This window comes from Streptomyces sp. NPDC054975 (assembly GCF_053609105.1).
Genome location: NZ_JBSGWV010000023.1, coordinates 62,459 through 83,836 on the forward strand (window position 1 = coordinate 62,459; position 21,378 = coordinate 83,836).

Sequence of the window (21,378 nt, forward strand, 5' to 3'; positions counted from 1 at the left end):
GACCGCCGGCGGCCGCCCGCCCCCTAGACGGTCAGCCCCCGCACCAGCAGGTCGATCAGGGCGCACAGGAACAGGGAGATCCCGATGAAACCGTTCGTCGTGAAGAACGCGCGGTTCAGGCGGGACAGGTCGTGGGGCTTCACGATCGTGTGCTCGTAGCAGAACGCGGCGACCACGATCACGAGCCCGATCCAGAAGAAGAGCCCCGCGTCCGTGGCCAGGGCGTACCAGACCAGCAGGCCCGTCGTGACGACCGCCGAGGCCCGGGCGCCCCAGAGCGCCGCGGGGACGCCGAAGCGGGCCGGGACCGACATGACGCCCTCGGCCCGGTCGGCCTGGACGTCCTGGCAGGCGAAGATCAGGTCGAAGCCGCCGATCCAGATCCCGACCGCGAACCCGAGGATCACCGCGTCCCAGGACCACTCCCCGGTCACCGCGAGCCACGCCCCGATCGGCCCTATGGCCTGCGCGAGGCCGAGGATCGCGTGCGGGAAGTTGGTGAACCTCTTGCCGTACGGGTAGACCACCATCGGCACCACGGCGAGCGGCGCGAGCGCCAGACAGAGCGGGTTGAGCAGCGCGGCGGCCCCGAGGAAGACCACGACGGCGATCCCCGCCCCCGTCCACGCGGAGCGCACCGACACCGCGCCGGTCACCAGCTCGCGGCCGGCCGTGCGCGGGTTACGGGCGTCGATCTCCCGGTCGATGATCCGGTTGCAGGCCATCGCGAAGGTCCGCAGCCCGACCATGCAGACGGTGACGAGCAGCAGCTTTGCCCAGTGGACGTTCTTGTCCAGCTGGAACATCGCGGTCAGCGAGGCGATGTACGCGAACGGCAGCGCGAAGACCGAGTGCTCGATCATCACGAGCCGCAGGAACGCCTTGGTGCGCCCGGGCTGGGCGCCGGGTACGGCCGCGGTGGTCACAGGCCGTACTCCTTCCAGCGGCGGTCCACCAGGGCCGCCGTCGCCGGGTCCGACTCCACCATGTCCGGCCAGCCGCCGTCGCGGGTGTAGCCCTCCTCGGGGAGCTTCTTCGTCGCGTCGATGCCGGCCTTGCCACCCCAGAACTGCTGGTACGAGGCGTGGTCCAGGTGGTCCACCGGCCCCTCGACCACCGTCAGGTCACGGGAGTAGTCGGTGTTCCCGAGGGCCCGCCAGGAGACCTCGTGCAGGTCGTGGACGTCGCAGTCCTTGTCCACCACGATGATCAGCTTGGTCAGCGACATCATGTGCGCGCCCCAGATGGCGTGCATGACCTTCTGCGCGTGCTTCGGGTACTTCTTGTCGATCGAGACGATCGCGCAGTTGTGGAAGCCGCCCGACTCGGGCAGGTGGTAGTCCACGATGTCCGGCACGATGATCTTGAGCAGCGGCAGGAAGAAACGCTCCGTCGCCCGCCCCAGCGGCCCGTCCTCCGTCGGCGGCCTGCCGACCACGATCGACTGGAGCAGCGGACGCTTCCGCATGGTCACGCAGTCGATCTTCAGCGCGGGGAAGGGCTCCTGCGGGGTGTAGAACCCGGTGTGGTCGCCGAACGGCCCCTCCGGGAGCATCTCGCCCGGCTCCAGCCAGCCCTCGATCACGACCTCGGCGTTCGCCGGCACCTGGAGCGGCACGGTCTTGCAGTCGACCATCTCGATCCGCTTGCCCTGCACGAAGCCCGCGAACAGGTACTCGTCGATGTCACCGGGAAGCGGAGCGGTCGACGCGTACGTCACGGCCGGCGGGCAGCCGAAGGCGATCGCGACCGGCAGCCGCTCGCCCTTCGCCGCCGCCACCGCGTAGTGGTTGCGGCTGTCCTTGTGGATCTGCCAGTGCATGCCGATGGTGCGCTTGTCGTGCCGCTGGAGCCGGTAGAGCCCAAGATTCCGCACACCGGTCTCGGGGTGCTTGGTGTGGGTCAGCCCCAGGTTGAAGAAGGACCCGCCGTCCTTGGGCCAGGTGAAGAGCGCGGGAAGCTTGTCCAGATCGACGTCGTCCCCGGTGAGGACGACCTCCTGCACGGGAGCGTTCTCGGACTTCACCTTCTTCGGCGGCACGTGGACCATCGAGCCCAGCTTGCCGAAGGCCTCCCGTACCCCGACGAAACCGTGCGGAAGCTCGGGCTTGAGCAAGCCGCCGATCTTCTCGCTGATCTCCCCGTACGACTTCAGCCCCAGCGCCTTGAGCAGCCGCCGGTCGGTCCCGAAGACGTTCATCGCGAGCGGCATGGCGGAGCCCTTGACGTTCTCGAAGAGGAGCGCCGGGCCTCCCGCCTTGTTCACCCGGTCGACGATCTCCCCGACCTCCAGGTACGGATCGACTTCGGCCTTGATGCGCTTGAGGTCGCCTTCGCGCTCCAGCGCCCTGAGCAGCGAGCGGAGATCGTCGTAAGCCATGGGGCCCAGTATCGGCCACCGGCTAGGCTTGACTCGTCACCGGGGCCGACGAATCGAACCCCGCCACTGTTTCCAGGGGGCTGTCGCACATGCTCAGGGCGCTGATGTACATCCTGCCGCTGGCGCTGACGATCTACGCGTTCATCGACTGCCTCAACACCCCCGAGGACGAGGCCAAGCACCTGCCCAAGGTCGTCTGGGTCATCATCATCCTGCTGTTCTGGATCGTCGGCCCGATCGTCTGGTTCGCGGCGGGCAAGATGCGCAAGGCGCCGGCCGGCGGCCGTACGCCCTCGGAGTGGCACCGCAACCACCGCAGCGAGTGGGTCGCGCCCGACGACAATCCCGAGTTCCTCAAGTCCATCCGCGAGGAGAACAAGAAGGACGAGTCCCTTCTCAAGGACTGGGAGGCGGACCTGCGCCGCCGCGAGGAGGAGCTGAAGAAGCGCGAGCAGGACGGCGACGCCAAGGAGAGCGACAGCTGATGGAGCTCCGGCTCCTGGTCACCTTCGAGAAGGTCGCCACCGTCCTGTCCTTCACCCGGGCCGCCTCCGACCTGCGGTACGCCCAGTCCAGCGTGACGGCCCAGATCCGCGCCCTGGAGTCCTCGCTCGACGTGGAGCTCTTCGAGCGCCTCGGCAGCCGTATCCGGCTCACGGAGGCGGGCGAGCGCCTCGTCCCGTACGCCCGCCGGATCATCGAGCTGACGGAGGAGGCGCGGGCGGCGGTCGTGGAGACCGAGGAACCGGCCGGGCCGATCGCCGTCGGGACGATGGAGTCGCTGACGTCCTACCGTCTGCCGCCCCTGCTGGAGCTCTTCCACCACCGCTATCCCAAGGTCCAGCTGTCGCTGCGCCCGACGCTGGGCGACGAGACGCGGCAGGCGCTGCGCCAAGGGACGTACGACATCGGTTTCCTGATGGAGCCGGAGACGGAGCACGCGGGCCTGGAGACGGAGGTCCTGGCGGAGGAGCCCCTGACGCTGGTCGCCTCCCCCCGGCACCCCCTGGCAGGCCGTACGGGCCTGACCCCCGCCGACCTGGCGGCGTCCCAGCTGGTGGGGACCGAGCCGGGCTGCCCGTACCGCGACCTGTTCGAGGAGGCGCTCAGCGAGTGGGCACCGCCGTTCATGGAGTTCGGCACGCTCGAGGCGACGAAGCGGGGCGTGGCGGGCGGCCTCGGCATCGCCCTGCTGCCCCGGGTCACGGTCGCGGAGGAACTGGCGTCGGGAACGCTGGTGGAGCTGGCCTGGGAGGTCCCGTTCACGCTGTTCACGCAGATCGCGTGGCGGCGGGGGAAGCGGCTTCCGGCGCATGTGCGGCTGTTCGTGGAGCAGGCGCGGCGGCTGGTGCAAGAGTCACCCTGAGGCTCGCGAGGACGATCAGCGGGACGCCGAGGGCCTGGACGAGCCCGATGTGATGCCCGTACACGGCCCAGTCGGCGACCATCGCGACGGCGGGGTACGTGAAGGCGAGCACGGCGATCTTGGCCGTGGGCAGCTTCTGGTAGGCGGCGTACATGAGCACGTACATCAGGCCCGTATGAATCAGCCCGAGTCCGACGAGCCATCCCCACCCGGCGCCGACCCCGGCCATGGCTCCCAGGTCGACGAACGGCAGCAGCAACGGAAGTCCGACGAGCACCTGCACGAGGGCGATGAGATGGGGCCGGACGCCGGTGATCCGCTTGGTGACGATCGTCGACAGGGCGTAGAGCACGGCGGCGGCGAGGGCGAGCCCGAGCCCGGTGAGGGAGGCGGTGTCCCCGGGCCGCACACCGGACACCAGCACGAGCCCGACGAAGGCGACCCCGAGCCAGCCGAACTTGCCGGCGGTGATCCGCTCCCGGAAGAGCACGGCGCCGAGGACGACGAGGAAGAACGGCTGCGTGTGGTAGACGACGGTGGCCAGGGAGATCGAGGTGGCTTCGTAGGCCTCGAACAGCAACACCCAGTTGAAGACGATGAACACCCCACCGAGCGCGGCGAGCCCGAGCTTCCGGGGAGTGAACCCGTGCCCGGAGAAGTACCCGCGGACGAGGCTGTACAGCCCCAGGGCCACGGCCCCGAAGAGGCACCGGAAGAACACGACGTTGAGGGGCGACGCCCCGGACTCCACGACAAAGATGCCAAGAGTGCCGGAGAGCACCATGGCGAGGGTCAGTTCGACGGTTCCCCGCGTCTCGTTTCTCATGCCGCCGACGCTACGGACGGGCCCGGAGGCGGGTCCACGGGCCAGTGGGGCGTCCTGCTGATGGGGCCATCGGCGGAGCCGATGACCGGTACGGCCGGAGGAGGGTCGACAGCAGGCGTGATCCCCCCGCCCCGCCGGGGAAGAGTCCCCCCGTGGACATCGAACAGGCACGGCGGTGGCTCGGCACCTCCCTCGCCCAGGCGCGGGCCGGGCGCGACGAAGGTGGCGTCCCGATCGGCGCCGCCCTCCACGACCTGTGGAACGAGGACATCGGTCATGAGTGAAGCGCGCCTCCCGACCATCGATCTCACCCGCGACGCCGGCCCCCAGCTCCGCGCCGTCGACCTCGCCCTGCGCGACGCCGGGTTCCTGCTCGTCACCGGGCACGGCGTCGACCCGGACCTGCGCGACCGGATCCGCGACGTCGCCCGGCGGTTCTTCCACCTCCCGGCCGCCGTCAAGGAGCCGTACGCCGTGCGGGTCGGCGGGCGCGGGTGGCTCGGGCCGGGCGCGGAGGCGAACGGGTACGCGGAGGGGACCGTCACCCCGCCCGACCTGAAGGAGTCGCTCTCGTTCGCGGCCGACGAGCCGACCGGCGACCCGGTCGTGGACGCCGAGTGGTTCCTGCCGAACACCTGGCCCGCCGAGGTGCCCGAGTTGAAGCCGCTCGTGGGGGCGTATCTCGCGCAGATGCGAAGCCTCTCCGACCGCGTTCTCGATCTGCTCGGCGTCGCCCTCGGCGAGGAGCGGGACTTCTTCACCCGGCACACCGGCCACCCCACCTTCGGGTTCAACGTCAACTGGTACCCGGGTCGCGAGCGGACCGGTGAGCCCGAGCCGGGACAGTTCCGCATCGGGCCGCACACCGACTTCGGGACCGTCACGATCCTGGACCGGCAGGCCGGCAAGGGCGGGCTGCAGGTGTTCACCGACGCCGCCGGCTGGCAGGACGCGCCGTACGATCCCGACGCCTTCACCGTCAACATCGGTGATGTCATGGCCGGTTGGACCGGTGGGAGGTGGCGGTCAGGCCGTCATCGCGTGCTGCCGCCGCCGGCCGACGTGCCCTCCGAGGAGCTGATCTCGCTCGTGTACTTCTACGAGTGCGATCCCGGCACCACGATCCACGGCGTCGACTCCCACGCCTACCTCCGCGCCCAGCTCGACGCCATCGCCACGGACCAGTAACTGCTCCACAACAGTGTCGAAAAGCCTGCCGCTTTCCCAACACAGCGTCGATATCCTGGAGTTGACTGTGACGGGGGTGACGGTACGTGGACAGAGAGCTGTACGGACGCGAGGCGGTCTTCCAGGACGCCGGACTTGCCGCGCGCCTGATCGGACTGACGCCGTACCGCTACGGCCGCACCCTCTACGAACATGCCGACGACCCGCCCGTGACCGTCTTCACCGGCGGCCGGGGCATGGGCAAGACCGCCCTGCTCAAGCAGCTCCGCAACGCCTACAAGGCCGCCACTCCGCTCGCCCTGCTCGACTGCGCGCACATCGAGCGGCCCGCCGACCACGGCCCCGGCTGGAACGAGCTCACCGGCGCGCTCGGCGAACTCGCCGTCCAGCTGTCGCCCCGCGTGCTCGCCGCCAAGCCCGTCCAGTTCCCCCGGCTCTCGCTCGGTCTCGTCGCCGTCGCCTCCATCAGCTGGTCCCAGGAGGACGACGAGCGGGCCCGGCGCGACCTGCAACGCCTCGGACCGGTCCTGTCCACCGTCGACGCCACCAAGGGCGCCGCCGCGAACTGGGTCACCAAGGTCCTCACCAAACTCGCCGCCAAGTTCGCCGAGGCCACCGCCCCCTTGGCCGGACTCCTCGCCGAGGCCACCGTCGAGACCGTCCTGGAAGAGGTGTTCGGCCGCTTCCAGCAGAAGGCCGAGAGCTGGTACGGGAGTTATCGCAACGCGGGCGGACGCGGAAAGGCCGGGCTCCAGCAGCTCGCGATGGACTTCGCACAGGGAGGCGGCCGCCGACGCGAGGCCGAGGACTTCCTCGTCGGCGCGCTGATCGAGGACCTGGCCCGCGCCTTCACCGGCCTCGCCAACCGGGGCGCCCGCCGGGGCCGCCCCGTCCTGCTCCTCGACAACGCCCACGAGCCCCTCGGCCGGCGCCTGGTCGAACCGATCCTGCGCGCCCGCGTCGACGGCCGCCGCGACCGGGTCGTCGTCATCGCCACCTCCCGTGTCCGCGACCACGACGGCATCCGCCACGCCACCCGGATGCGGCTGCCCGAGACCGCGCACCGCGCGCCCTGCCCGCGCGGCCCGGACGTCACCTCCGGCATCCTCGCCGTCGAACTGCCCCCGCTCTCCCCCGCCCAGACCCAGAGCGCCTTCGACCGCTTCGACCCGGCGGGCCGCACCCCCGCCGAACTCGCCCGTGGTGTGCACCGGCTGACCGGCGGACGCCCGCTCGGCGTGGTCCTCCTCGGCCGCGCGGCCGGCGACGCACCGGCCGACCAGAAGCCCTCCCTGACTCCCGGCGCGCTCCTGGACCTCACCGTCGAGCTCCGCGAGGACAGCGCGCCCGTGCCGGTCGCCCCCGCCCTGCTCGAAGAGCTCCTGCCGCGCCAGCGCCACGGGCCCTTCGCCGTCCTCGCCGCCGCCCACGACGAGGACTCCGCCCGGCTGCTCGCCCGGACGCGGCTGCGCGGCGAGTCCCTCGACGGCGACATGGCCCTGCGCGTACGGGACCTGCTGCGCGCCGAGGACTGGCCCGAGGGGCCCGAACGCTTCGTCGCCGACCCGCTGCTGCGCGCCCTGCTCCTGCACCGGCTGCGCTTCGAGGACGGCGAGGAGTACGCGACCTGGCGCGCCGTCCACGAGACCCTGCACCGGCACTACGCCCCCGGGCCCGTCCCGTACCGGCTGCACCAGGAGCTGGCGCTCGGCCGCACCGACGACGCGGTGACGCACCTGCGCGTCACGTTCCCCGAGGCGGACGTCCTCGGCTGGCTCGACCGGCTCCGCTTCATCGCCTCGGCGCCGTACCCGCGCGACCGGCACCGGCCCGGCCGGCCCGACCCGCGCCGGGCGACCGCGCTCGGCCAGGTCACCGGCGACCCGCTGCCCACCACGTTCGACGACGACACCGTCGAACTCCACCTCTGTCTACGCCGGTTGCTGCACGCCGTATGGCTGCTCACCGATCCGCTCGCGCTGCCCGACGACGAGGTGACCGACAAGCTGTCGCACGAACTGCGCCAGCTCTCCGGCCGCCACCGGACGGGAAACAGTCCGCTGTGGGACGCGGCCACCCACTGGCCGAGGGACATCCGCGCCTGGCGGGGGCTCTCGCTCCCGCCCGGCACGGAGAACGGAGTCTGAGCCATGGTCGGCCCGCTGCGCTACCGCCTCTGGTACACCACCCGGCAGAAGATCCTCACGACGGCGGTCGCCGTCGCCGTCCTCGGTTCCGTCGCCGGGTACGCCATCGACCGCGCCACCACCCCGGAGGACCGTTCCTGCGCCACGGGTGTGGAACGGCCGCCCGGAAGCTCCGAGTGCGTCGGCGTCAACGGCGACGGATACGACTTCGGCTCCCCGTCCCTGACCGAGATCGCCGCGCTGATCCGCGACGAGAACCGCACCCTGAAGTCCGGCGAGTACGCGACGGTCGCGCTGCTGCTGCCGCTGACCTCCACGGACGGCGGGATGCGGGAGAAGGTCCTGCACGAGATCCAGGGCGCGTACGCCCGCCAGTACCGCGCCAACCACGAGTCGAACAGCGAGACCCCCAAGATCCGGCTGGTCCTCGCCAACACCGGCAAGGGCAACGCCCACTGGCGTACGACGGTCGACCAACTGAAGACGATGACCGGCGGGGACGACCGGCTGCGGGCGGTCTCCGGCGTGGCCACCTCCTCCACCGAGATACGGCAGGCGGTGACGGAGCTGACCGGCGCGGGCATCGCCGTGGTCGGCACCACCATCACCGCCGACGACATCGCCAACGGCCCCGGCCCCGGGAAGAACCGTTACCCCGGCCTCGCCCGCGTCTCCCCCACCAACGGCGACGAGGCCAAGGCGCTCGCCCACTTCGGCGAGGTCAAGGCGGCGAAGGCCCTGCTCGTCCAGGACACCCGCACCGGCGACCACTACACGGACACCCTGAAGGCGGCGTTCTCCGCCTCCCTCAAGGGCGCGCCGTACGAACCGCAGCTCTTCACCTCCCCCGCCGACCCGACGGAGGAGGGCACGACCGCGAACACCTTTCGCCAGATCACCCACCTGATCTGCGACACGAAGGCGGAGACCGTCTTCTTCGCCGGCCGCCACACCCAGCTGCGGCAGTTCATCAACGCGCTCGGCGGGCGCGGCTGCGCCGAGCGGCCGTTCACGATCCTGACCGGCGACGAGGGCTCGTACCTGGGTGCGGACAAGAAACTCAACCGCGCCGCCCTGAAGGCGAAGCTGACCGTCCGCTACGCCTCGCTCGCCCACCCCGACGCCTGGAAACCGGCCGGCGGCCGCCCGGTGCCGACGACGGGCGGTTCGACGGCGGCGTACGAGACGTTTGTGGCGGACATCGCCCGCGCGTCGAAGAAGCCGGTCCCGCTGGCGGACGGCCAGGCGATCGTGGCGTACGACGCGATGGCGACGGCGGTCCACGCCATCCGCCAGGCGACCCCGCAGGGCGCCCAGTACCCGGAACTCGCGGACGTGGTCACCCAGTGGCCCCAGGTGAAGGGCTCCCTCCGCGTCGACGGCGCGAGCGGCTGGATCTGCCTGGACAACTACGGCAACCCGTTCAACAAGGCCGTTCCGATCGTGGAGTTGGCCGAGGACGGCTCACAACGCTTCGTCCAGATCGCCTGGCCGGAGGGCAGGCCCCCGGCGCAGGACTGCCTCCCGCCGAGGCGGGGCTAGGAGGCGAAGACCTCCCCGACCAGCACCGCCTTCACCTTCTCGAACGTCCCGGCCATGGTGGGCAGGTCCATTTCGACGTCCCCGAAGGTCACCGAGCCGGTCAGGGTCCTGGCGCCGTCGGGCGTGCTGTACATCAGCGCCCCCCAGCCCCAGAACCCGCCGTTGTGGTGGAGGACGGTGCCACCGCCCGCCAGCTCCTCCACGAACACCCCGAGTCCGTAACCCATCTTGGGGTCCGGGACGCGCATCTCGGCCAGCAGCGGGGAGGGGATGAGCCTGCCGCCGTTCAGCGCGGAGAAGAACGTGTGGAGGTCCCGGCTGGTCGAGATCATGTCGCCGGCGGCGGATATCCAGGAGGGGTTGAAGCGGGTGGTGTCGACCACGTTCCACCGGCCGGCGTCCTCGTAACCGAAGTAGCCGTGGGCGTGCGGCGCGGGGATCTCCTCGCCGGTCTCCGGCAGCACGGTGCCCGTCAGCCCGAGCGGGCCCAGGATCAACCGGTGCGTCTCCTCGGGCAGGGAGCGGCCGGTGACCTGCTCGATCAACAGCCTGGCCAGGACGTAGTTGGTGTTGGAGTAGCTCCAGGCCGTCCCCGGCTCGAACCGCGCCGGCTTCGCCAGCGCCCCCCGCACCAGCTCCTCCGGCCGGTAGATCGCGTGCCGCAGATCGACCCACTCCTTGCCCCATCCGGCGACCACACCGGGCTCGACCGTCCCGTCCTCGGAGAACTCGCCGGTGAAGTTGAACAGCCCGCTGGTGTGCTGCAGGAGCATCCGTACCGTGATCCGCCGGTCGAGCCCGAACCCGGGCAGGTGGTCGGCCACCGGGTCCTCGAGGCCGAGCCTGCCCTCGGCCACCAGCTGCAGGACGACGGTCGCGACGAAGGTCTTGGTGACGCTGCCGACCCGGAAGTGCCCGTCGGTCGACGGCTCGTCGCTCTCGCCGAGCTTGCGCACCCCGGCGCTGCCGACCCACTCGCCGAGTTCGTCGTGGACGCGGAGGTGCACCCCGGCGAAACCGGCGTCGACGATCTCCCGCATGGCCTTCCGCAGCTCGGGGCGGTCCGGCGCGGCAACGGTGTTCTGCTCACCCATGGTCGTTCCTCATCTCGCGACAGCAGGTCTGAGAGGAGCGTGGACCCTGACCCAAGGTCAAGGTCAAGGCGACAAACGAGCGCTAGGGTCGTCCCATGGCAGAGGGGCTCACGATCGGTCAGGCGGCGGCTTTCGTCGGGATCACCGTCAAGACCGTGCGGCACTACCACCGGCTCGGCCTGGTCGCCGAGCCGGGACGCGACAGCTCCGGCTACCGGCGCTACGGGTCGGCCGACCTGCTGCGGCTCGTCCAGGTCAGGGCCCTGGCCGGGGCGGGCGTCCCACTGGCCGAGATCGGCGAGCTGCTCGACGCCGAGCCCGAGCGGTTCGCCACCGCACTGGACGACGTACGCCGTCGGCTCACCGAGCAGATCGAGGAGCTGACCGCCCGCCGCGACACCCTGCACCGGCTCGCCCACGGCGACCGCGCCCTGCTGCCCGACCGGGCCTGCGCGGTCCTGGACCGACTCGCCGAGCTGGGCTTCGGCCCCGACTACGTCACCACCCAGCGGGAGGCCCTGGTGCTGTCGCGGGCGCTGGCTCCCGAGGTCTTCGACACCTTCCTGACCCACCTCGAACACCGGCTCGGCGACCCCGAGTTCGTCGAGCTGACCAAGCGCGGCTGGGAGGCGAGGTCCTGGGAGCCCGACGACCCGCGGATCGAGGAGCTGGCCTCCGCGGTGGCCGCGAACCTGCTGGCCGACCGCGCGCTGCTGACGATGCCGGCCCCACGACGGCACCGGTCCGACGCGGCCTCCCGGTACGACGTGGTCAACCACCACCGGGAGGACGAGGCGCCGACCATCGCCCGGTTGAACGCGCTGATCGAGGCGCACCTGCGCGCGGCGGGCATCGACGTCCCCCGTCAGTGACGTCGATGCCCTGCGGGGTCTACGGCTCCCACTTGGGCCAGGGCGCCTCGTCCCGCTCGTACAGGTCCCTCAGGTGCTGCCGGCGCTCGGGCGACCAGGAGCTCCAGTCCGTGGGGTGACCGTCCAACGCGCGGACGAGCCGCTCGAAGTGCTCGTGCCACCCCGCCATGACGTCCAGCTTCTCCTCGCGGGTCCCACGGAACTCGTGGGTGAAACGCAGCACGGTCGACCCGCCACCGCCGCCCGGCTCCAGATGGAACCGGATCCGGCCGTGCGACGGTTCGACCGTGTACTCGGCCACGTACTCCGGGTCCCAGGCCGTCACCGTCCCCGAGACCACCGTGTCCCCGTCGAGCCGGCGCAGTGTTACCGCTCCGCCGAGTCTCGGCTCCAGCCGATCCGCCGCGCAGAGCCACTGCGGGAGGCCCTCCGCCGTCGCGACCGCCGCCCAGACCCGGATCATCGGATGGGGCAGGTCGATCACGTACCGCAGGTGACGCAGGTTGCCGTCGTGGGTCTCGCACCTGCCCCGAGGTATCTCGCTCATACCTCAAGCGTGGCGCCGGGCCCCGGGCCGTGCCAGCTCAGACGCCCGCGTAGGAGTGCTTGCTGCTCACGAAGATGTTGACGCCGTAGTAGTTGAAGAGGAAGCAGCCGAAGGCGATGAGCGCGATGTACGCGGCCTTCCGGCCCTTCCAGCCGGCCGTCGCGCGCGCGTGCAGGTAGGCCGCGTAGCCGACCCACGTGATGAAGGACCAGACCTCCTTGGCGTCCCAGCCCCAGTAGCGGCCCCACGCGTCGCCGGCCCAGATCGCGCCCGCGATGATCGTGAACGTCCACAGCGGGAAGATCGCCGCGTTGACCCGGTAGGAGAACTTGTCCAGGGAGGCCGCGGACGGCAGCCGCTCCATCACCGAGCGGGCGAAGGAGCCGGGGTTCCCGCCGGACGCGAGCTTGTTCTCGTAGGAGTCGCGGAAGAGGTAGATCAGGGTGGCGACGGCGCCCAGGTAGAAGACCGCGCCGCAGAAGATCGCGGTGGAGACGTGGATCCACAGCCAGTACGAGTCCAGCGCCGGGACCAGCTGGTCGCTCTCCGTGTACAGCCAGGTGGTGGCCAGACCCAGGTCGAGCAGGACGGTCGTCACCAGCGGCAGACCGATCCAGCGGACGTTCTTCTTCGCGATCAGGAAGCCGAGGTACGCGCCGACCGCCACGGTGGAGAACGTGGTGGAGAACTCGTACATGTTGCCCCAGGGGGCGCGCTGCACCGAGACCGCCCGGGTGATCACACCGGCCGCCTCGACCAGGAAGGCGAGCGCGGTGAGCGAGACGGCGATACGGCCGTACAGATCGCCCTTGACCGTGCCGCCGGCCGCGCCGGGGCCGTCGGGGACGTCGCGGACGCCCGCGCCGGACCGGGTGACGACCGTGGGCTTGTCGAGGACGGCGGTCCCGCCGCCGGCCGTCTTCACCTGGACGGCGGGAGCGGCGGCCGTCGCCGGCTGCGCGGTCAACGCGGCGGCCGTGCGGCCGACCTTGCTGCGGCTGCCGAACACCCACTCGGCGATGTGCGCGAGGAAGGCGAGCGTGTAGACGGCCATGGAGGAGTAGATGAGCGTGTTGCTCATCTGCGCCAGGCTCTCGTTGGTCTCGGCGGCGAGACTCACGGCGGCGAGATTCACTTCTCAGCCCCTTCGGCTTCAGCGGGTTCGGCTTCGGCAGGTTCTGCGGCTTCCGCCGGTTCGGCGTCGGCCCGTTCGGCTTCCGGCGCGGTCGGCGCCTGGGCGTGGAGCGCGACCGCCAGTTCGGCCAGCTCCTCCGGGAGCTTGGCGGACTCGCTCCGGCCAAGGCCCGCCATCTCGACGACGGTGACGCCGTCCTTCCCCCGTACGGCCCGCACCCAGACCCGGCGGCGCTGGATGAAGAGCGAGCCGATGAGGCCCCCGATCGCCGCGATCGCGCCCGCGAGGGCGAGACCGTTGCCCGGCTGCTGGGAGATCTGGAAGCTCGCCCACTCCTTGATGTCCTTCTCGAAGGTGATCGAGCCGGCGCCGTCGGGCAGGGTCATCGTCTCGCCGGGCAGCATCCGCTGCGCGACGCCGGTCCCGCCCTCGACCTTGAACTGCTTCATCTTGGAGGTGTCGAGCTGGTACACGTTCTGCGGCAGCCCCGAGTTGACGCGCAGGTCGCCGTGGTAGCCGGTGAGGGCCATCACGGGGAAGTCGAGCGCGGGGAACTGGGAGAACATGCTCCCCTTTCCGGCGCCCGCGAACGTCGGCACGAAGAAGGCCTGGAAGCCCAGCTGCTCCTTCTTGCCGTTCTTGTCGCGGTAGCCGTCCATCACCTTGATCGCGCCGGTCGAGGTGATGTTGTTGTCGAACGGCAGCAGCGGGACGGCGCCGTGGAAGACGACCTTGCCCCGGCCGTCCTTGACGGTGACGACGGGCGCGTAGCCGTGGGCGATCAGATAGACCTTGGAGTCGCGTACCTTCAGCGGCTCGTTGACCCGGATGACCGCCTTCTTGTCCTTCCCGCCCGCCTCGGAGTACGTGACGGCCGCCTCGAAGGTGCGCGGGGTGCCGCGCTGCGGGCCGCTCTTCTCGTACGTACCGGTGAAGCTGTCCAGGGTGAAGCCGAACGGCGCGAGGTCGTCTGTGCTGTAGAGGGAGCCGGACTTGAAGTCGTCGTACTGCGTGAGGGTGTTGGAGAAGCCGTCGCCCTCGATGATCAGCTTGCCGCCCTCGGACTTGAAGAGCTGGCCCCAGGCGAAGGCGACGAGCATCACGATCAGCGCGACGTGGAAGAGCAGGTTGCCCGCCTCGCGGAGGTAGCCCTTCTCGGCGGAGACGGCGTCCTTGACGACGTGCGCGCGGAACCTGCGCCCCCTGAGGACGCCCAGCGCGGCCTCACGGACCTGCTCGGGCTCGGCCTCGGTCCGCCAGGTCGTGTACGCGGGCAGCCGGGTCAGGCGGCCGGGGGCGCCGGGCGGGCGGCCGCGGAGCTGGCCGATGAACTGCCAGCTGCGCGGGACGATGCAGCCGATGAGGGAGACGAAGAGCAGGATGTAGATCGCGGAGAACCACACCGAGCCGTAGACGTCGAAGAGCTGGAGCTTCTCGTAGATCGGCGTGAGGGTGGGGTGGGCCTTCTGGAAGGTCTGCACCTTCAGCTCGTCCGCGCTGGTCTGCGGGATGAGCGAGCCGGGGATCGCGCCGAGGGAGAGCAGGAAGAGCAGGATCAGCGCCACCCGCATGGAGGTGAGCTGCCGCCAGAACCAGCGGATCCAGCCGATGACCCCGAGGGTGGGGCCGGCGACGGCGGCCTCGGCGGCGGTCTCCTCGCGGGGCGCGGTGGTGAGCTGCGAACCGGCGGCGCCGAACTCGTCGCGCTCGGTGGCCTCGGTCTCGGTCCCGCTCTCGGTTTCGATCTCGGTCTCGGTCCCGCTCTCGGTTTCGATCTCGGTCTCGGTCTCGTTCGGGCTGGTGTGGGTCATGGGTCAGATCCCCGGGGTGAAGCCGGCAGTCCAGACCTGCATCTCGGACACGATGCGATCCCAGGCTCCGGTGACGAGCAGCAGGCCGGTCGCGATCAGCATGATGCCGCCGATGCGCATGACCCAGACATAATGCCGCTTCACCCATCCGAAGGCGCCAAGGGCCCGTCGGAAGGCGATCGCGGTGAGGACGAACGGCAGGCCGAGGCCCAGGCAGTACGCCACGGTGAGCACGGCCCCGCGTCCGGCGCTGGCCTCGTTGGAGGCGAGCGCGAGGACGGCGGCAAGGGTCGGGCCGATGCACGGGACCCAGCCGACGCCGAACAGCACGCCCAGCATGGGCGCGCCGACCAGCCCGGTCACGGGCTTCTTGTGGAAGCGGAACTCACGGCGCGTGATCGACGGCATCGCGCCCATGAAGAAGGCGCCGAGCACGATGGTCAGGGCGCCGAGCACCTTGGAGATGATCTCGCGGTGTTCCTGCAGGGTGTTGCCGAAGCCTCCGAAGAGGGCGCCGCCGGAGACGAACACGGCGGTGAAGCCCAGGACGAAGAGCGCGGCCCCGCCGGCCATCCGGCCGCGCTTGGCCTCGGCCAGGTCGGTGCCGGTGACGCCGGTCACGTAACTGAGGTAGCCGGGGACGAGCGGCAGGACGCACGGGGAGAAGAAGGAGACCAGGCCGCCGAGGACGGCGATGGGCAGGGCGAGCAGGAGGGCCCCGCTGAAGACCGTCTCGTTCACCGGATCACTTCTCCGCGAGAAGCGGCTCGATCATCGAGCGGAGCTTCTTCTCGTCGAGAGCCATGAGGGCGCGGGCGGCGACCTTGCCGTCCTTGTCGAGGACGACGGTGGACGGAATGGCCTGCAGGTTGAGCGTGCCCTTGGGGAATCCGTTGAGGATCACCTTGCCGGCGGGGTCGTACAGGCTCGGGTAGGGGACCTTGTAGTCCTCCTCGAAGGTGATCGCCTGCTGCTTGTTGAAGTCGCGGGTGTTCAGGCCGACGAACTCCACGCCCTTGCCCTTGAGGTCGCCCGCGACCTTGGCGAAGTGCGGGGCCTCGGCGCGGCAGGGGCCGCACCACGAGCCCCAGGCGTTCAGGACGACGACCTTGCCCTTGAGGTCGGCGACGTCGAGCTTCTCGCCTTCGAGGGTCTCGCCCGCGATCTCGTTGGGTGCCGTGCGTTCGCCCTTGGCGACGGTGGAGATACCGCCCGTGTTGGTCACGAAGTTGGTTCCGCCGCCGCCCGACTTGCCGTTGGAGTCCGAGGTGCAGGCCGACAGAGCGAGGGCGGCCGACAGGATTCCGACGGCGAGCAGGGTGCGTCGAGGGGCACGGCTAAGGCTCATGTGAAAAGTTTCGCATGGGCGTTTGGGGGATCTTGGGCGCCCCCCTGGGTGCCCGTAAAGCCCCTTGTCAAGGGGGCTTAAGGGACGTACGAGGCCTAAGCGGTCCTGAGGAACGTGCTCCAGCCGCCCGTGGGCGACTGCCCGACCTCGAGCGTACGGAGCTTGGCGAGGATCTTGGGGTCCTGCACGTCGAGCCAGTCGACGAACTGGCGGAAGGAGACGAGCCGGACGTCCTTCTTGCCCGCCATGCCCTTCAGCGACTCCTCGACGGCGTCCATGTAGATGCCGCCGTTCCACTGCTCGAAGTGGTTGCCGATGAAGAAGGGCGCGCGGTTGGACTCGTAGGCGCGGTTGAAGCCGGCGAGGTACGCGTCGGTGGCCTGCTTGCGCCAGCCCGGGTAGCGCGAGGGCACGCCCTTGGTGGTGTTCTTCGACTGGTTGGCGAGCATGTTGTAGTCCATGGACAGGACCTCGAAGGAGTGGCCGGGGAACGGCACGGCCTGCAGCGGGAGGTCCCAGATGCCCTGGCGCTTGACCGGCCACATCTGGCGGCCGCCGGGCGAGCTGGCGTCGTAGCGCCAGCCGAGGCGCTTGGCGGTGGGCAGCAGCTTGTCCTGGCCGAGGAGGCAGGGGGTGCGGCCGCCGACCAGTTCCTTGCTGTAGTCGAAGGGCAGCGGGTCGAGGTCGGTCCAGCCGCTGTTGGTCTTCCACTCGGTGACGAACTTCATCGCCTGGTCGATCTCGCTCTGCCACTGGGCCGGGGTCCAGTTGCCGACCGAGCCGGAGCCGCCGCAGAAGTGGCCGTTGAAGTGCGTGCCGATCTCGTGCCCGTCGAGCCAGGCCTGGCGGACGTTCTTGAGGGTGTCCTTGATGTGGTCGTCGGTGAGGTAGCCGATGTCGGAGGCGCCGACGCGGTTGTTCGGCGGGCGGTAGAGGTTCTTCTTGGACTCCGGGAGGAGGTAGATCCCGGAGAGGAAGAAGGTCATCGCGGCGTCGTGGTTCTTGGCGAGTTCCAGGAAGCGGGGGAAGAGGCCGTTGCCGACCTCTCCGGCGCCGTCCCAGGAGAAGACCACGAACTGGGGCGGGGTCTGGCCGGGTTCGAGCGGGACGGGGGCGTCGGGCTGGTTCGGCTGCTTGCCGGTGTCGGCGGTGGAACCGTCACCGATGAGCTTGGCCTCTTTCTCGGTGGGCCGGGGCGTGGCCGGGGATCCGGAGGCGTCACCGCCCTTCCCAGGTCCGGTAGTTCCCGATTTGTCCGATCCGCCGGTGCTGCATCCGGCGATCCCCATCGCGGCGGCCGCTCCCACACCCGCCCCGAGAAGTCCCCTTCGAGTGATCCCGCGCATGACGTCCCCATTCGCGTTACGTATGACCGAAAGTCATCCAAACCGACAATGAGTGAGATGCCGGGAGGAACGCGTAGGTTCCGGGAATTAGCACAAAAATTTCAGGGCGACCAGGTGACTTCACGTCACCCGATCGCCCTGACGGTGTACCCGCGTGTACGGGACTCGAACATGCGTGGCGGCCTTTAGGGGCGCGGGGAACCGCGCGACAGGCCACGGCGGACCCGCACGACACGCACCGGCCCGCAGACGTCGTACCGGCCCGCAGGCGTCGTACGGCCCCGCGACACAGCGCTACGCGCCGAAGGCCTTCGACTTGCCCTTCACCGGCTTCGCGCCGGCCAGCAGGTGCGCGGGAACAAGGTCACGCGCCGGCTCGCTGTAGCCGACCGAGACGATCTTGTCGCCCCGGTACGTGAACGAGGTCAGCGAGGCCAGCGTGCACTGCCGGCGGCGCGGGTCGTGCCACAGCCGCCGCTTCTCCACGAAGCTCCGCACGATCCAGATCGGCAGCTGGTGGCTGACACAGACAGCTTCGTGGCCCCGGGCCGCGTCCTTCGCCGCGTCCAGCGCGCCCATCATCCGTACGACCTGATCGACGTACGGCTCACCCCAGGACGGCTTGAACGGGTTGGTGAGGTGCCTCCAGTTGCCCGGCTTGCGCAGGGCGCCGTCGCCGACGCCGAAGGTCTTGCCCTCGAAGACGTTCCCGGCCTCGATCAGCCGCCCGTCCGTGGCCAGGTCCAGACCGTGGCTCTTGGCGACCGGCTGGGCCGTCTCCTGCGCCCGCTCCAGCGGGGAGGACACGACGTAGGTGATGTCCCGGTCGGCCAGGTGCTCGGCGACCCGGTCGGCCATCTGCCGGCCCAGCTCGGAGAGGTGGTAGCCGGAGCGGCGGCCGTAGAGGACGCCGTCGGGGTTGTGCACCTCGCCGTGGCGCATCAGGTGGACGACGGTGATGTCGTCGTCGCTCTTGCCGGTCATGCCGTGGCCTCCGCTGCGGCGCGGGCGGCGGCGGGCAGCGCGGCGGCGATCCGCTCGACCGCGCGCTCGTCGTGGGCCGTGGAGACGAACCAGGACTCGAAGGCGGACGGCGGCAGGTAGACCCCGTCGGCCAGCATCGAGTGGAAGAAGGCGTTGAAGCGGAACGCCTCCTGCTTCTTCGCGTCGTCGTAGTCGCGGACCTCGGTGGAGGTGAAGAAGACGGAGAACATGTTGGACGCCGTCTGCAGCCGGTGCGCGACGCCCTCCTTGGTCAGCGCGTCCGTGACGAGCCCCTGGATCTCCTGCGAGACCGCGTCGACCTTCGCGTACGCGGCGTCGTCGAGCAGCCGCAGCTGCGCGAGGCCCGCGGCGGTGGCGACCGGGTTACCGGAGAGGGTGCCGGCCTGGTAGACGGGACCGGCCGGGGCGAGGTGCCCCATCACGTCCGCGCGGCCACCGAAGGCCGCGGCCGGGAAGCCGCCGCCCATGACCTTGCCGAAGGTCATCAGGTCCGGCTTCACGCCGTCGACGCCGTACCAGCCGGCGCGGGAGGTCCGGAAGCCGGTCATGACCTCGTCGGAGATGTACAGCGCGCCGTTCTTCGCACACGCGTCCTTCAGGCCCTGGTTGAAGCCAGGCCGCGGCGGGACGACGCCCATGTTGCCCGGCGAGGCCTCGGTGATCACACAGGCGATCTCGCCCGGGTACCGGTGGAAGGCCTCGTGCACGGCCTCCAGGTCGTTGTACGGCAGGACGATCGTGTCGCCGGCCTGCGCGCCGGTCACGCCGGGCGTGTCGGGCAGGCCGAAGGTGGCCACGCCGGAGCCGGCGGAGGCGAGCAGCGCGTCCACGTGCCCGTGGTAGCAACCGGCGAACTTCACGACCTTCGCCCGGCCGGTGAAGCCGCGGGCGAGCCGGATCGCGGACATCGTGGCCTCCGTACCGGAGGAGACGAGCCGGACCTGCTCGACGGGCTCGATCCGGGCGACGATCTCCTCCGCGAGGGCGACCTCACCCTCCCCCGGCGTACCGAAGGAGGTGCCGCGCGCGACGGCTGCCTGCACGGCGGAGATCACCTCGGGGTGGGAGTGGCCGAGAATCATCGGCCCCCACGAGCAGACGAGGTCGACATACTCCCGGCCGTCCGCGTCGGTGAGGTACGGGCCGGTACCGGACACCATGAACCGGGGCGTACCGCCCACGGCCCGGAAGGCGCGCACCGGTGAGTTCACGCCGCCGGGCGTCACGAGGGACGCGCGGTCGAAAAGCGTCTGTGAGACTGGGGCTTCGTATGAATACGGCACTGTGGTCCTGACCTGCGAGTACGGCTGCGAGTACTACGGTACGGGCGTGAGCCCCCCTTGCGTCACGCCGGGGCGTGGACCTTCCGCGTCTGCGAAACTGGGGCGTCATAGGGATGGCTCACGGAATCCATGGTGTCAGAGGGCCGGACGTTCTTGCGGACAGGTGTTTCACCGCGAGAGCGTGGGGGAGGTCACTGTCACGATGATCGGGTTGCACGGCGGGGGTCGTGCTGCCCAAAAGCAGTCGGGTGGAGATATGCATCGCGGTGGCGGACTGGGCGAGGGGACGGACGACCTGGGTCCCGAGCCTGCCCGGCGGGGGAGGCACCGGCGACGGCGTACGGAAGAGCCCGCGCAGTCCACAGGGTCCACGGGATCGAAGGAACCCACGACGGGAAGCGGGAGCGGGAGTGGCCGGTTGGGGGTGACGTACAAGTACTTCGGCGCGCCCGACGGCGCCACGGCGGCCCGCGTCCCGATCTCGATGCGCCCGGAGGAGCTGGGCGGCGACGAGCTCGGCATGGGCGGCATGTTCTCCAAGATCAAGCCCGAGACGATAGCCGCGATGGTCCTCACGGGCATCCAGGGCATGCCCCTGCACAAGGTGCCCCCGCTGGAGCTGGTGGTCCTCCACCCCGACTACGCCGTGGTGAAGCTGCCCATGACCGTGGTCGACCCGCTGCGCGACATCGGCGAGGAGTCGGTCGGCGCGGCGGCCTTCATCTGGTCCACGGTCCCGGACCGCGGCGGCCCGCGCGACGCGTTCAACGTCTACCAGCTGCTCCACGAGTGGCAGGACTTCTCGCACCGGCTGCACGAGGCGGGCCACCAGCCGTACTGCCTGGTCTGGCCGTAACGGGTCTCACCTCCCCTCGCGATGGCCGCCCGACCAGCAGGCGTTTCGCCGCACTTCCAGCTCTCATAAGTGCTGAAGTTAGGACAAATGACTTCGGTGTGCGCGGAAGCCGCGCGGGAAGGACGGGCGCCGTGAGCAGACTGCGCATGGCCGGCGAACCCATGCAGATCGGCGAGGTCGCCGCACGGACGGAACTGTCCCTGCGCACCATCCGCCAGTACGAGGACAGCGGCCTCGTCGTCCCCTCCGCCTCCTCCCCGGGCGGCTTCCCGCTCTACACGGACGCGGACGTCGACCGGCTGATGGTGATCCGCCGGATGAAACCACTCGGTTTCACGATCGACGAGACCCGCGACCTTCTGACGGCCATCGACCGCCTCACCGACCCCCGCCTCACCCCCACCGACCGCACCACCCTCCTCGCCCGAGTCCGCCACTACGAACAGGCGGCCACAGAACGCGTAGCGGAACTCCGCGCCCAACTGGCAAGAGCAGAGGAATTCGCGGGCTCCCTGCGGGCGAGGCTGGGCTAGAGGGGGCGACCGCGGCCCTGGGGCGGGCAGCCGCCCGGCGGGGTGATCCGCCCGCGCCGCCCCGGGGGCCAAGGGCGAGGCCAAGGCGGGGCCCCGCCC

General features: G+C 70.4%; 20 protein-coding genes and 1 pseudogene. 9 read left to right on the forward strand and 12 right to left on the reverse strand.

The features are described from left to right. Positions 1-23: 23 nt before the first annotated feature. Both mqnP and ACWF79_RS21110 read right to left on the reverse strand, forming a co-directional pair. Positions 24-926 carry a menaquinone biosynthesis prenyltransferase MqnP gene (gene mqnP, locus ACWF79_RS21105; RefSeq protein WP_453729648.1) on the reverse strand — a complete coding sequence of 301 codons (903 nt, stop codon included), beginning with the start codon at positions 924-926 and terminating at the stop codon, positions 24-26. Beyond that, positions 923-2,380, reverse strand: a complete 1,458-nt coding sequence (locus tag ACWF79_RS21110) for a menaquinone biosynthesis decarboxylase (protein ID WP_453729649.1) — start codon at positions 2,378-2,380, stop codon at positions 923-925. The genes mqnP and ACWF79_RS21110 overlap by 4 nt, the downstream gene beginning before the upstream one ends. A gap of 89 nt (positions 2,381-2,469) precedes the next feature. On the opposite strand from ACWF79_RS21110, the gene ACWF79_RS21115 reads away from it, so the two are divergent. Next, a complete protein-coding gene (locus ACWF79_RS21115) occupies positions 2,470-2,865 on the forward strand; it encodes a PLD nuclease N-terminal domain-containing protein (protein ID WP_453729650.1) in 396 nt (131 codons plus the stop codon). Continuing rightward, the gene (locus ACWF79_RS21120) at positions 2,865-3,746 is read left to right on the forward strand and encodes a LysR family transcriptional regulator (RefSeq protein ID WP_453729651.1); all 882 of its coding nucleotides are present in this window, start codon (positions 2,865-2,867) and stop codon (positions 3,744-3,746) included. Before ACWF79_RS21115 ends, ACWF79_RS21120 begins: the two co-directional genes overlap by 1 nt. On the opposite strand, the gene ACWF79_RS21125 is transcribed toward ACWF79_RS21120, so the two are convergent. Beyond that, positions 3,652-4,572, reverse strand: coding sequence for a DMT family transporter (locus tag ACWF79_RS21125; protein ID WP_453729652.1), 921 nt, complete (start codon positions 4,570-4,572; stop codon positions 3,652-3,654). The two genes, ACWF79_RS21120 and ACWF79_RS21125, sit on opposite strands and share 95 nt — an antisense overlap. Positions 4,573-4,724: 152 nt before the next feature. On the opposite strand from ACWF79_RS21125, the pseudogene ACWF79_RS21130 reads away from it, so the two are divergent. The 4 genes and pseudogenes from ACWF79_RS21130 to ACWF79_RS21145 all read left to right on the forward strand — a co-directional run. Further along, positions 4,725-4,823, forward strand: a pseudogene (locus ACWF79_RS21130) (nucleoside deaminase); the annotation flags it as partial. A gap of 25 nt (positions 4,824-4,848) precedes the next feature. Further along, a complete protein-coding gene (locus ACWF79_RS21135; protein ID WP_453729653.1) occupies positions 4,849-5,760 on the forward strand; it encodes an isopenicillin N synthase family dioxygenase in 912 nt (303 codons plus the stop codon). Between the two features lie 86 nt (positions 5,761-5,846). Beyond that, entirely contained in the window at positions 5,847-7,907 is a 2,061-nt protein-coding gene (locus ACWF79_RS21140) for a hypothetical protein (protein ID WP_453729654.1), read from the forward strand. A gap of 3 nt (positions 7,908-7,910) precedes the next feature. Continuing rightward, positions 7,911-9,449, forward strand: coding sequence for an ABC transporter substrate-binding protein (locus tag ACWF79_RS21145; protein ID WP_453729655.1), 1,539 nt, complete (start codon positions 7,911-7,913; stop codon positions 9,447-9,449). Here ACWF79_RS21145 and ACWF79_RS21150 read toward each other — a convergent pair. Next, the gene (locus ACWF79_RS21150) at positions 9,446-10,543 is read right to left on the reverse strand and encodes a serine hydrolase domain-containing protein (protein ID WP_453729656.1); all 1,098 of its coding nucleotides are present in this window, start codon (positions 10,541-10,543) and stop codon (positions 9,446-9,448) included. The genes ACWF79_RS21145 and ACWF79_RS21150 overlap by 4 nt on opposite strands. A gap of 95 nt (positions 10,544-10,638) precedes the next feature. Here ACWF79_RS21150 and ACWF79_RS21155 point away from each other — a divergent pair, with 95 nt between their 5' ends. Next, a complete protein-coding gene (locus ACWF79_RS21155) occupies positions 10,639-11,415 on the forward strand; it encodes a MerR family transcriptional regulator (protein WP_453729657.1) in 777 nt (258 codons plus the stop codon). Positions 11,416-11,434: 19 nt separating this feature from the next. Here ACWF79_RS21155 and ACWF79_RS21160 read toward each other — a convergent pair whose 3' ends face one another. The 8 genes from ACWF79_RS21160 to hemL all read right to left on the reverse strand — a co-directional run bounded on the left by ACWF79_RS21160 (position 11,435) and on the right by hemL (position 19,890). Next, positions 11,435-11,962 (reverse strand): SRPBCC domain-containing protein, encoded by a 528-nt coding sequence (locus ACWF79_RS21160; protein WP_453729658.1) that lies wholly within the window; start codon positions 11,960-11,962, stop codon positions 11,435-11,437. Positions 11,963-11,999: 37 nt separating this feature from the next. Then, positions 12,000-13,082 (reverse strand): c-type cytochrome biogenesis protein CcsB, encoded by a 1,083-nt coding sequence (gene ccsB, locus ACWF79_RS21165; protein WP_453729685.1) that lies wholly within the window; start codon positions 13,080-13,082, stop codon positions 12,000-12,002. Positions 13,083-13,093: 11 nt separating this feature from the next. After that, positions 13,094-14,908, reverse strand: coding sequence for a cytochrome c biogenesis protein ResB (resB, locus tag ACWF79_RS21170; protein ID WP_453729659.1), 1,815 nt, complete (start codon positions 14,906-14,908; stop codon positions 13,094-13,096). 3 nt (positions 14,909-14,911) lie between these two features. Next, a complete protein-coding gene (locus tag ACWF79_RS21175; RefSeq protein WP_453729660.1) occupies positions 14,912-15,649 on the reverse strand; it encodes a cytochrome c biogenesis CcdA family protein in 738 nt (245 codons plus the stop codon). 4 nt (positions 15,650-15,653) lie between these two features. Then, positions 15,654-16,256 (reverse strand): TlpA family protein disulfide reductase, encoded by a 603-nt coding sequence (locus ACWF79_RS21180; protein ID WP_453729661.1) that lies wholly within the window; start codon positions 16,254-16,256, stop codon positions 15,654-15,656. A gap of 95 nt (positions 16,257-16,351) precedes the next feature. Continuing rightward, positions 16,352-17,602, reverse strand: a complete 1,251-nt coding sequence (locus tag ACWF79_RS21185; protein ID WP_453729662.1) for a hypothetical protein — start codon at positions 17,600-17,602, stop codon at positions 16,352-16,354. Between the two features lie 294 nt (positions 17,603-17,896). Further along, the gene (locus tag ACWF79_RS21190) at positions 17,897-18,586 is read right to left on the reverse strand and encodes a histidine phosphatase family protein (RefSeq protein WP_453729663.1); all 690 of its coding nucleotides are present in this window, start codon (positions 18,584-18,586) and stop codon (positions 17,897-17,899) included. Then, positions 18,583-19,890, reverse strand: a complete 1,308-nt coding sequence (hemL, locus tag ACWF79_RS21195; protein ID WP_453729664.1) for a glutamate-1-semialdehyde 2,1-aminomutase — start codon at positions 19,888-19,890, stop codon at positions 18,583-18,585. Before hemL ends, ACWF79_RS21190 begins: the two co-directional genes overlap by 4 nt. Before the next feature lie 256 nt (positions 19,891-20,146). On the opposite strand from hemL, the gene ACWF79_RS21200 reads away from it, so the two are divergent. After that, positions 20,147-20,746 carry a hypothetical protein gene (locus tag ACWF79_RS21200; RefSeq protein ID WP_453729665.1) on the forward strand — a complete coding sequence of 200 codons (600 nt, stop codon included), beginning with the start codon at positions 20,147-20,149 and terminating at the stop codon, positions 20,744-20,746. 146 nt (positions 20,747-20,892) lie between these two features. Then, on the forward strand, positions 20,893-21,279 hold the full coding sequence (locus tag ACWF79_RS21205) for a MerR family transcriptional regulator (RefSeq protein WP_453729686.1): 387 nt from the start codon (positions 20,893-20,895) through the stop codon (positions 21,277-21,279). Positions 21,280-21,378: the final 99 nt, after the last annotated feature.

Coding starts and splice junctions, on each gene's coding strand:
- ACWF79_RS21150 (WP_453729656.1), bottom strand. CDS start 10,543: ATGGGTGAGCAGAACACCGTTGCCGCGCCGGACCGCCCCGAGCTGCGG.
- ACWF79_RS21110 (WP_453729649.1), bottom strand. CDS start 2,380: ATGGCTTACGACGATCTCCGCTCGCTGCTCAGGGCGCTGGAGCGCGAA.
- ACWF79_RS21160 (WP_453729658.1), bottom strand. CDS start 11,962: ATGAGCGAGATACCTCGGGGCAGGTGCGAGACCCACGACGGCAACCTG.
- ACWF79_RS21145 (WP_453729655.1), top strand. CDS start 7,911: ATGGTCGGCCCGCTGCGCTACCGCCTCTGGTACACCACCCGGCAGAAG.
- ACWF79_RS21200 (WP_453729665.1), top strand. CDS start 20,147: ATGCATCGCGGTGGCGGACTGGGCGAGGGGACGGACGACCTGGGTCCC.
- ACWF79_RS21155 (WP_453729657.1), top strand. CDS start 10,639: ATGGCAGAGGGGCTCACGATCGGTCAGGCGGCGGCTTTCGTCGGGATC.
- ACWF79_RS21135 (WP_453729653.1), top strand. CDS start 4,849: ATGAGTGAAGCGCGCCTCCCGACCATCGATCTCACCCGCGACGCCGGC.
- resB (WP_453729659.1), bottom strand. CDS start 14,908: ATGACCCACACCAGCCCGAACGAGACCGAGACCGAGATCGAAACCGAG.
- ACWF79_RS21205 (WP_453729686.1), top strand. CDS start 20,893: ATGGCCGGCGAACCCATGCAGATCGGCGAGGTCGCCGCACGGACGGAA.
- ACWF79_RS21120 (WP_453729651.1), top strand. CDS start 2,865: ATGGAGCTCCGGCTCCTGGTCACCTTCGAGAAGGTCGCCACCGTCCTG.
- ACWF79_RS21185 (WP_453729662.1), bottom strand. CDS start 17,602: ATGCGCGGGATCACTCGAAGGGGACTTCTCGGGGCGGGTGTGGGAGCG.
- ACWF79_RS21180 (WP_453729661.1), bottom strand. CDS start 16,256: ATGAGCCTTAGCCGTGCCCCTCGACGCACCCTGCTCGCCGTCGGAATC.
- ACWF79_RS21125 (WP_453729652.1), bottom strand. CDS start 4,572: ATGAGAAACGAGACGCGGGGAACCGTCGAACTGACCCTCGCCATGGTG.
- ACWF79_RS21190 (WP_453729663.1), bottom strand. CDS start 18,586: ATGACCGGCAAGAGCGACGACGACATCACCGTCGTCCACCTGATGCGC.
- ACWF79_RS21115 (WP_453729650.1), top strand. CDS start 2,470: ATGCTCAGGGCGCTGATGTACATCCTGCCGCTGGCGCTGACGATCTAC.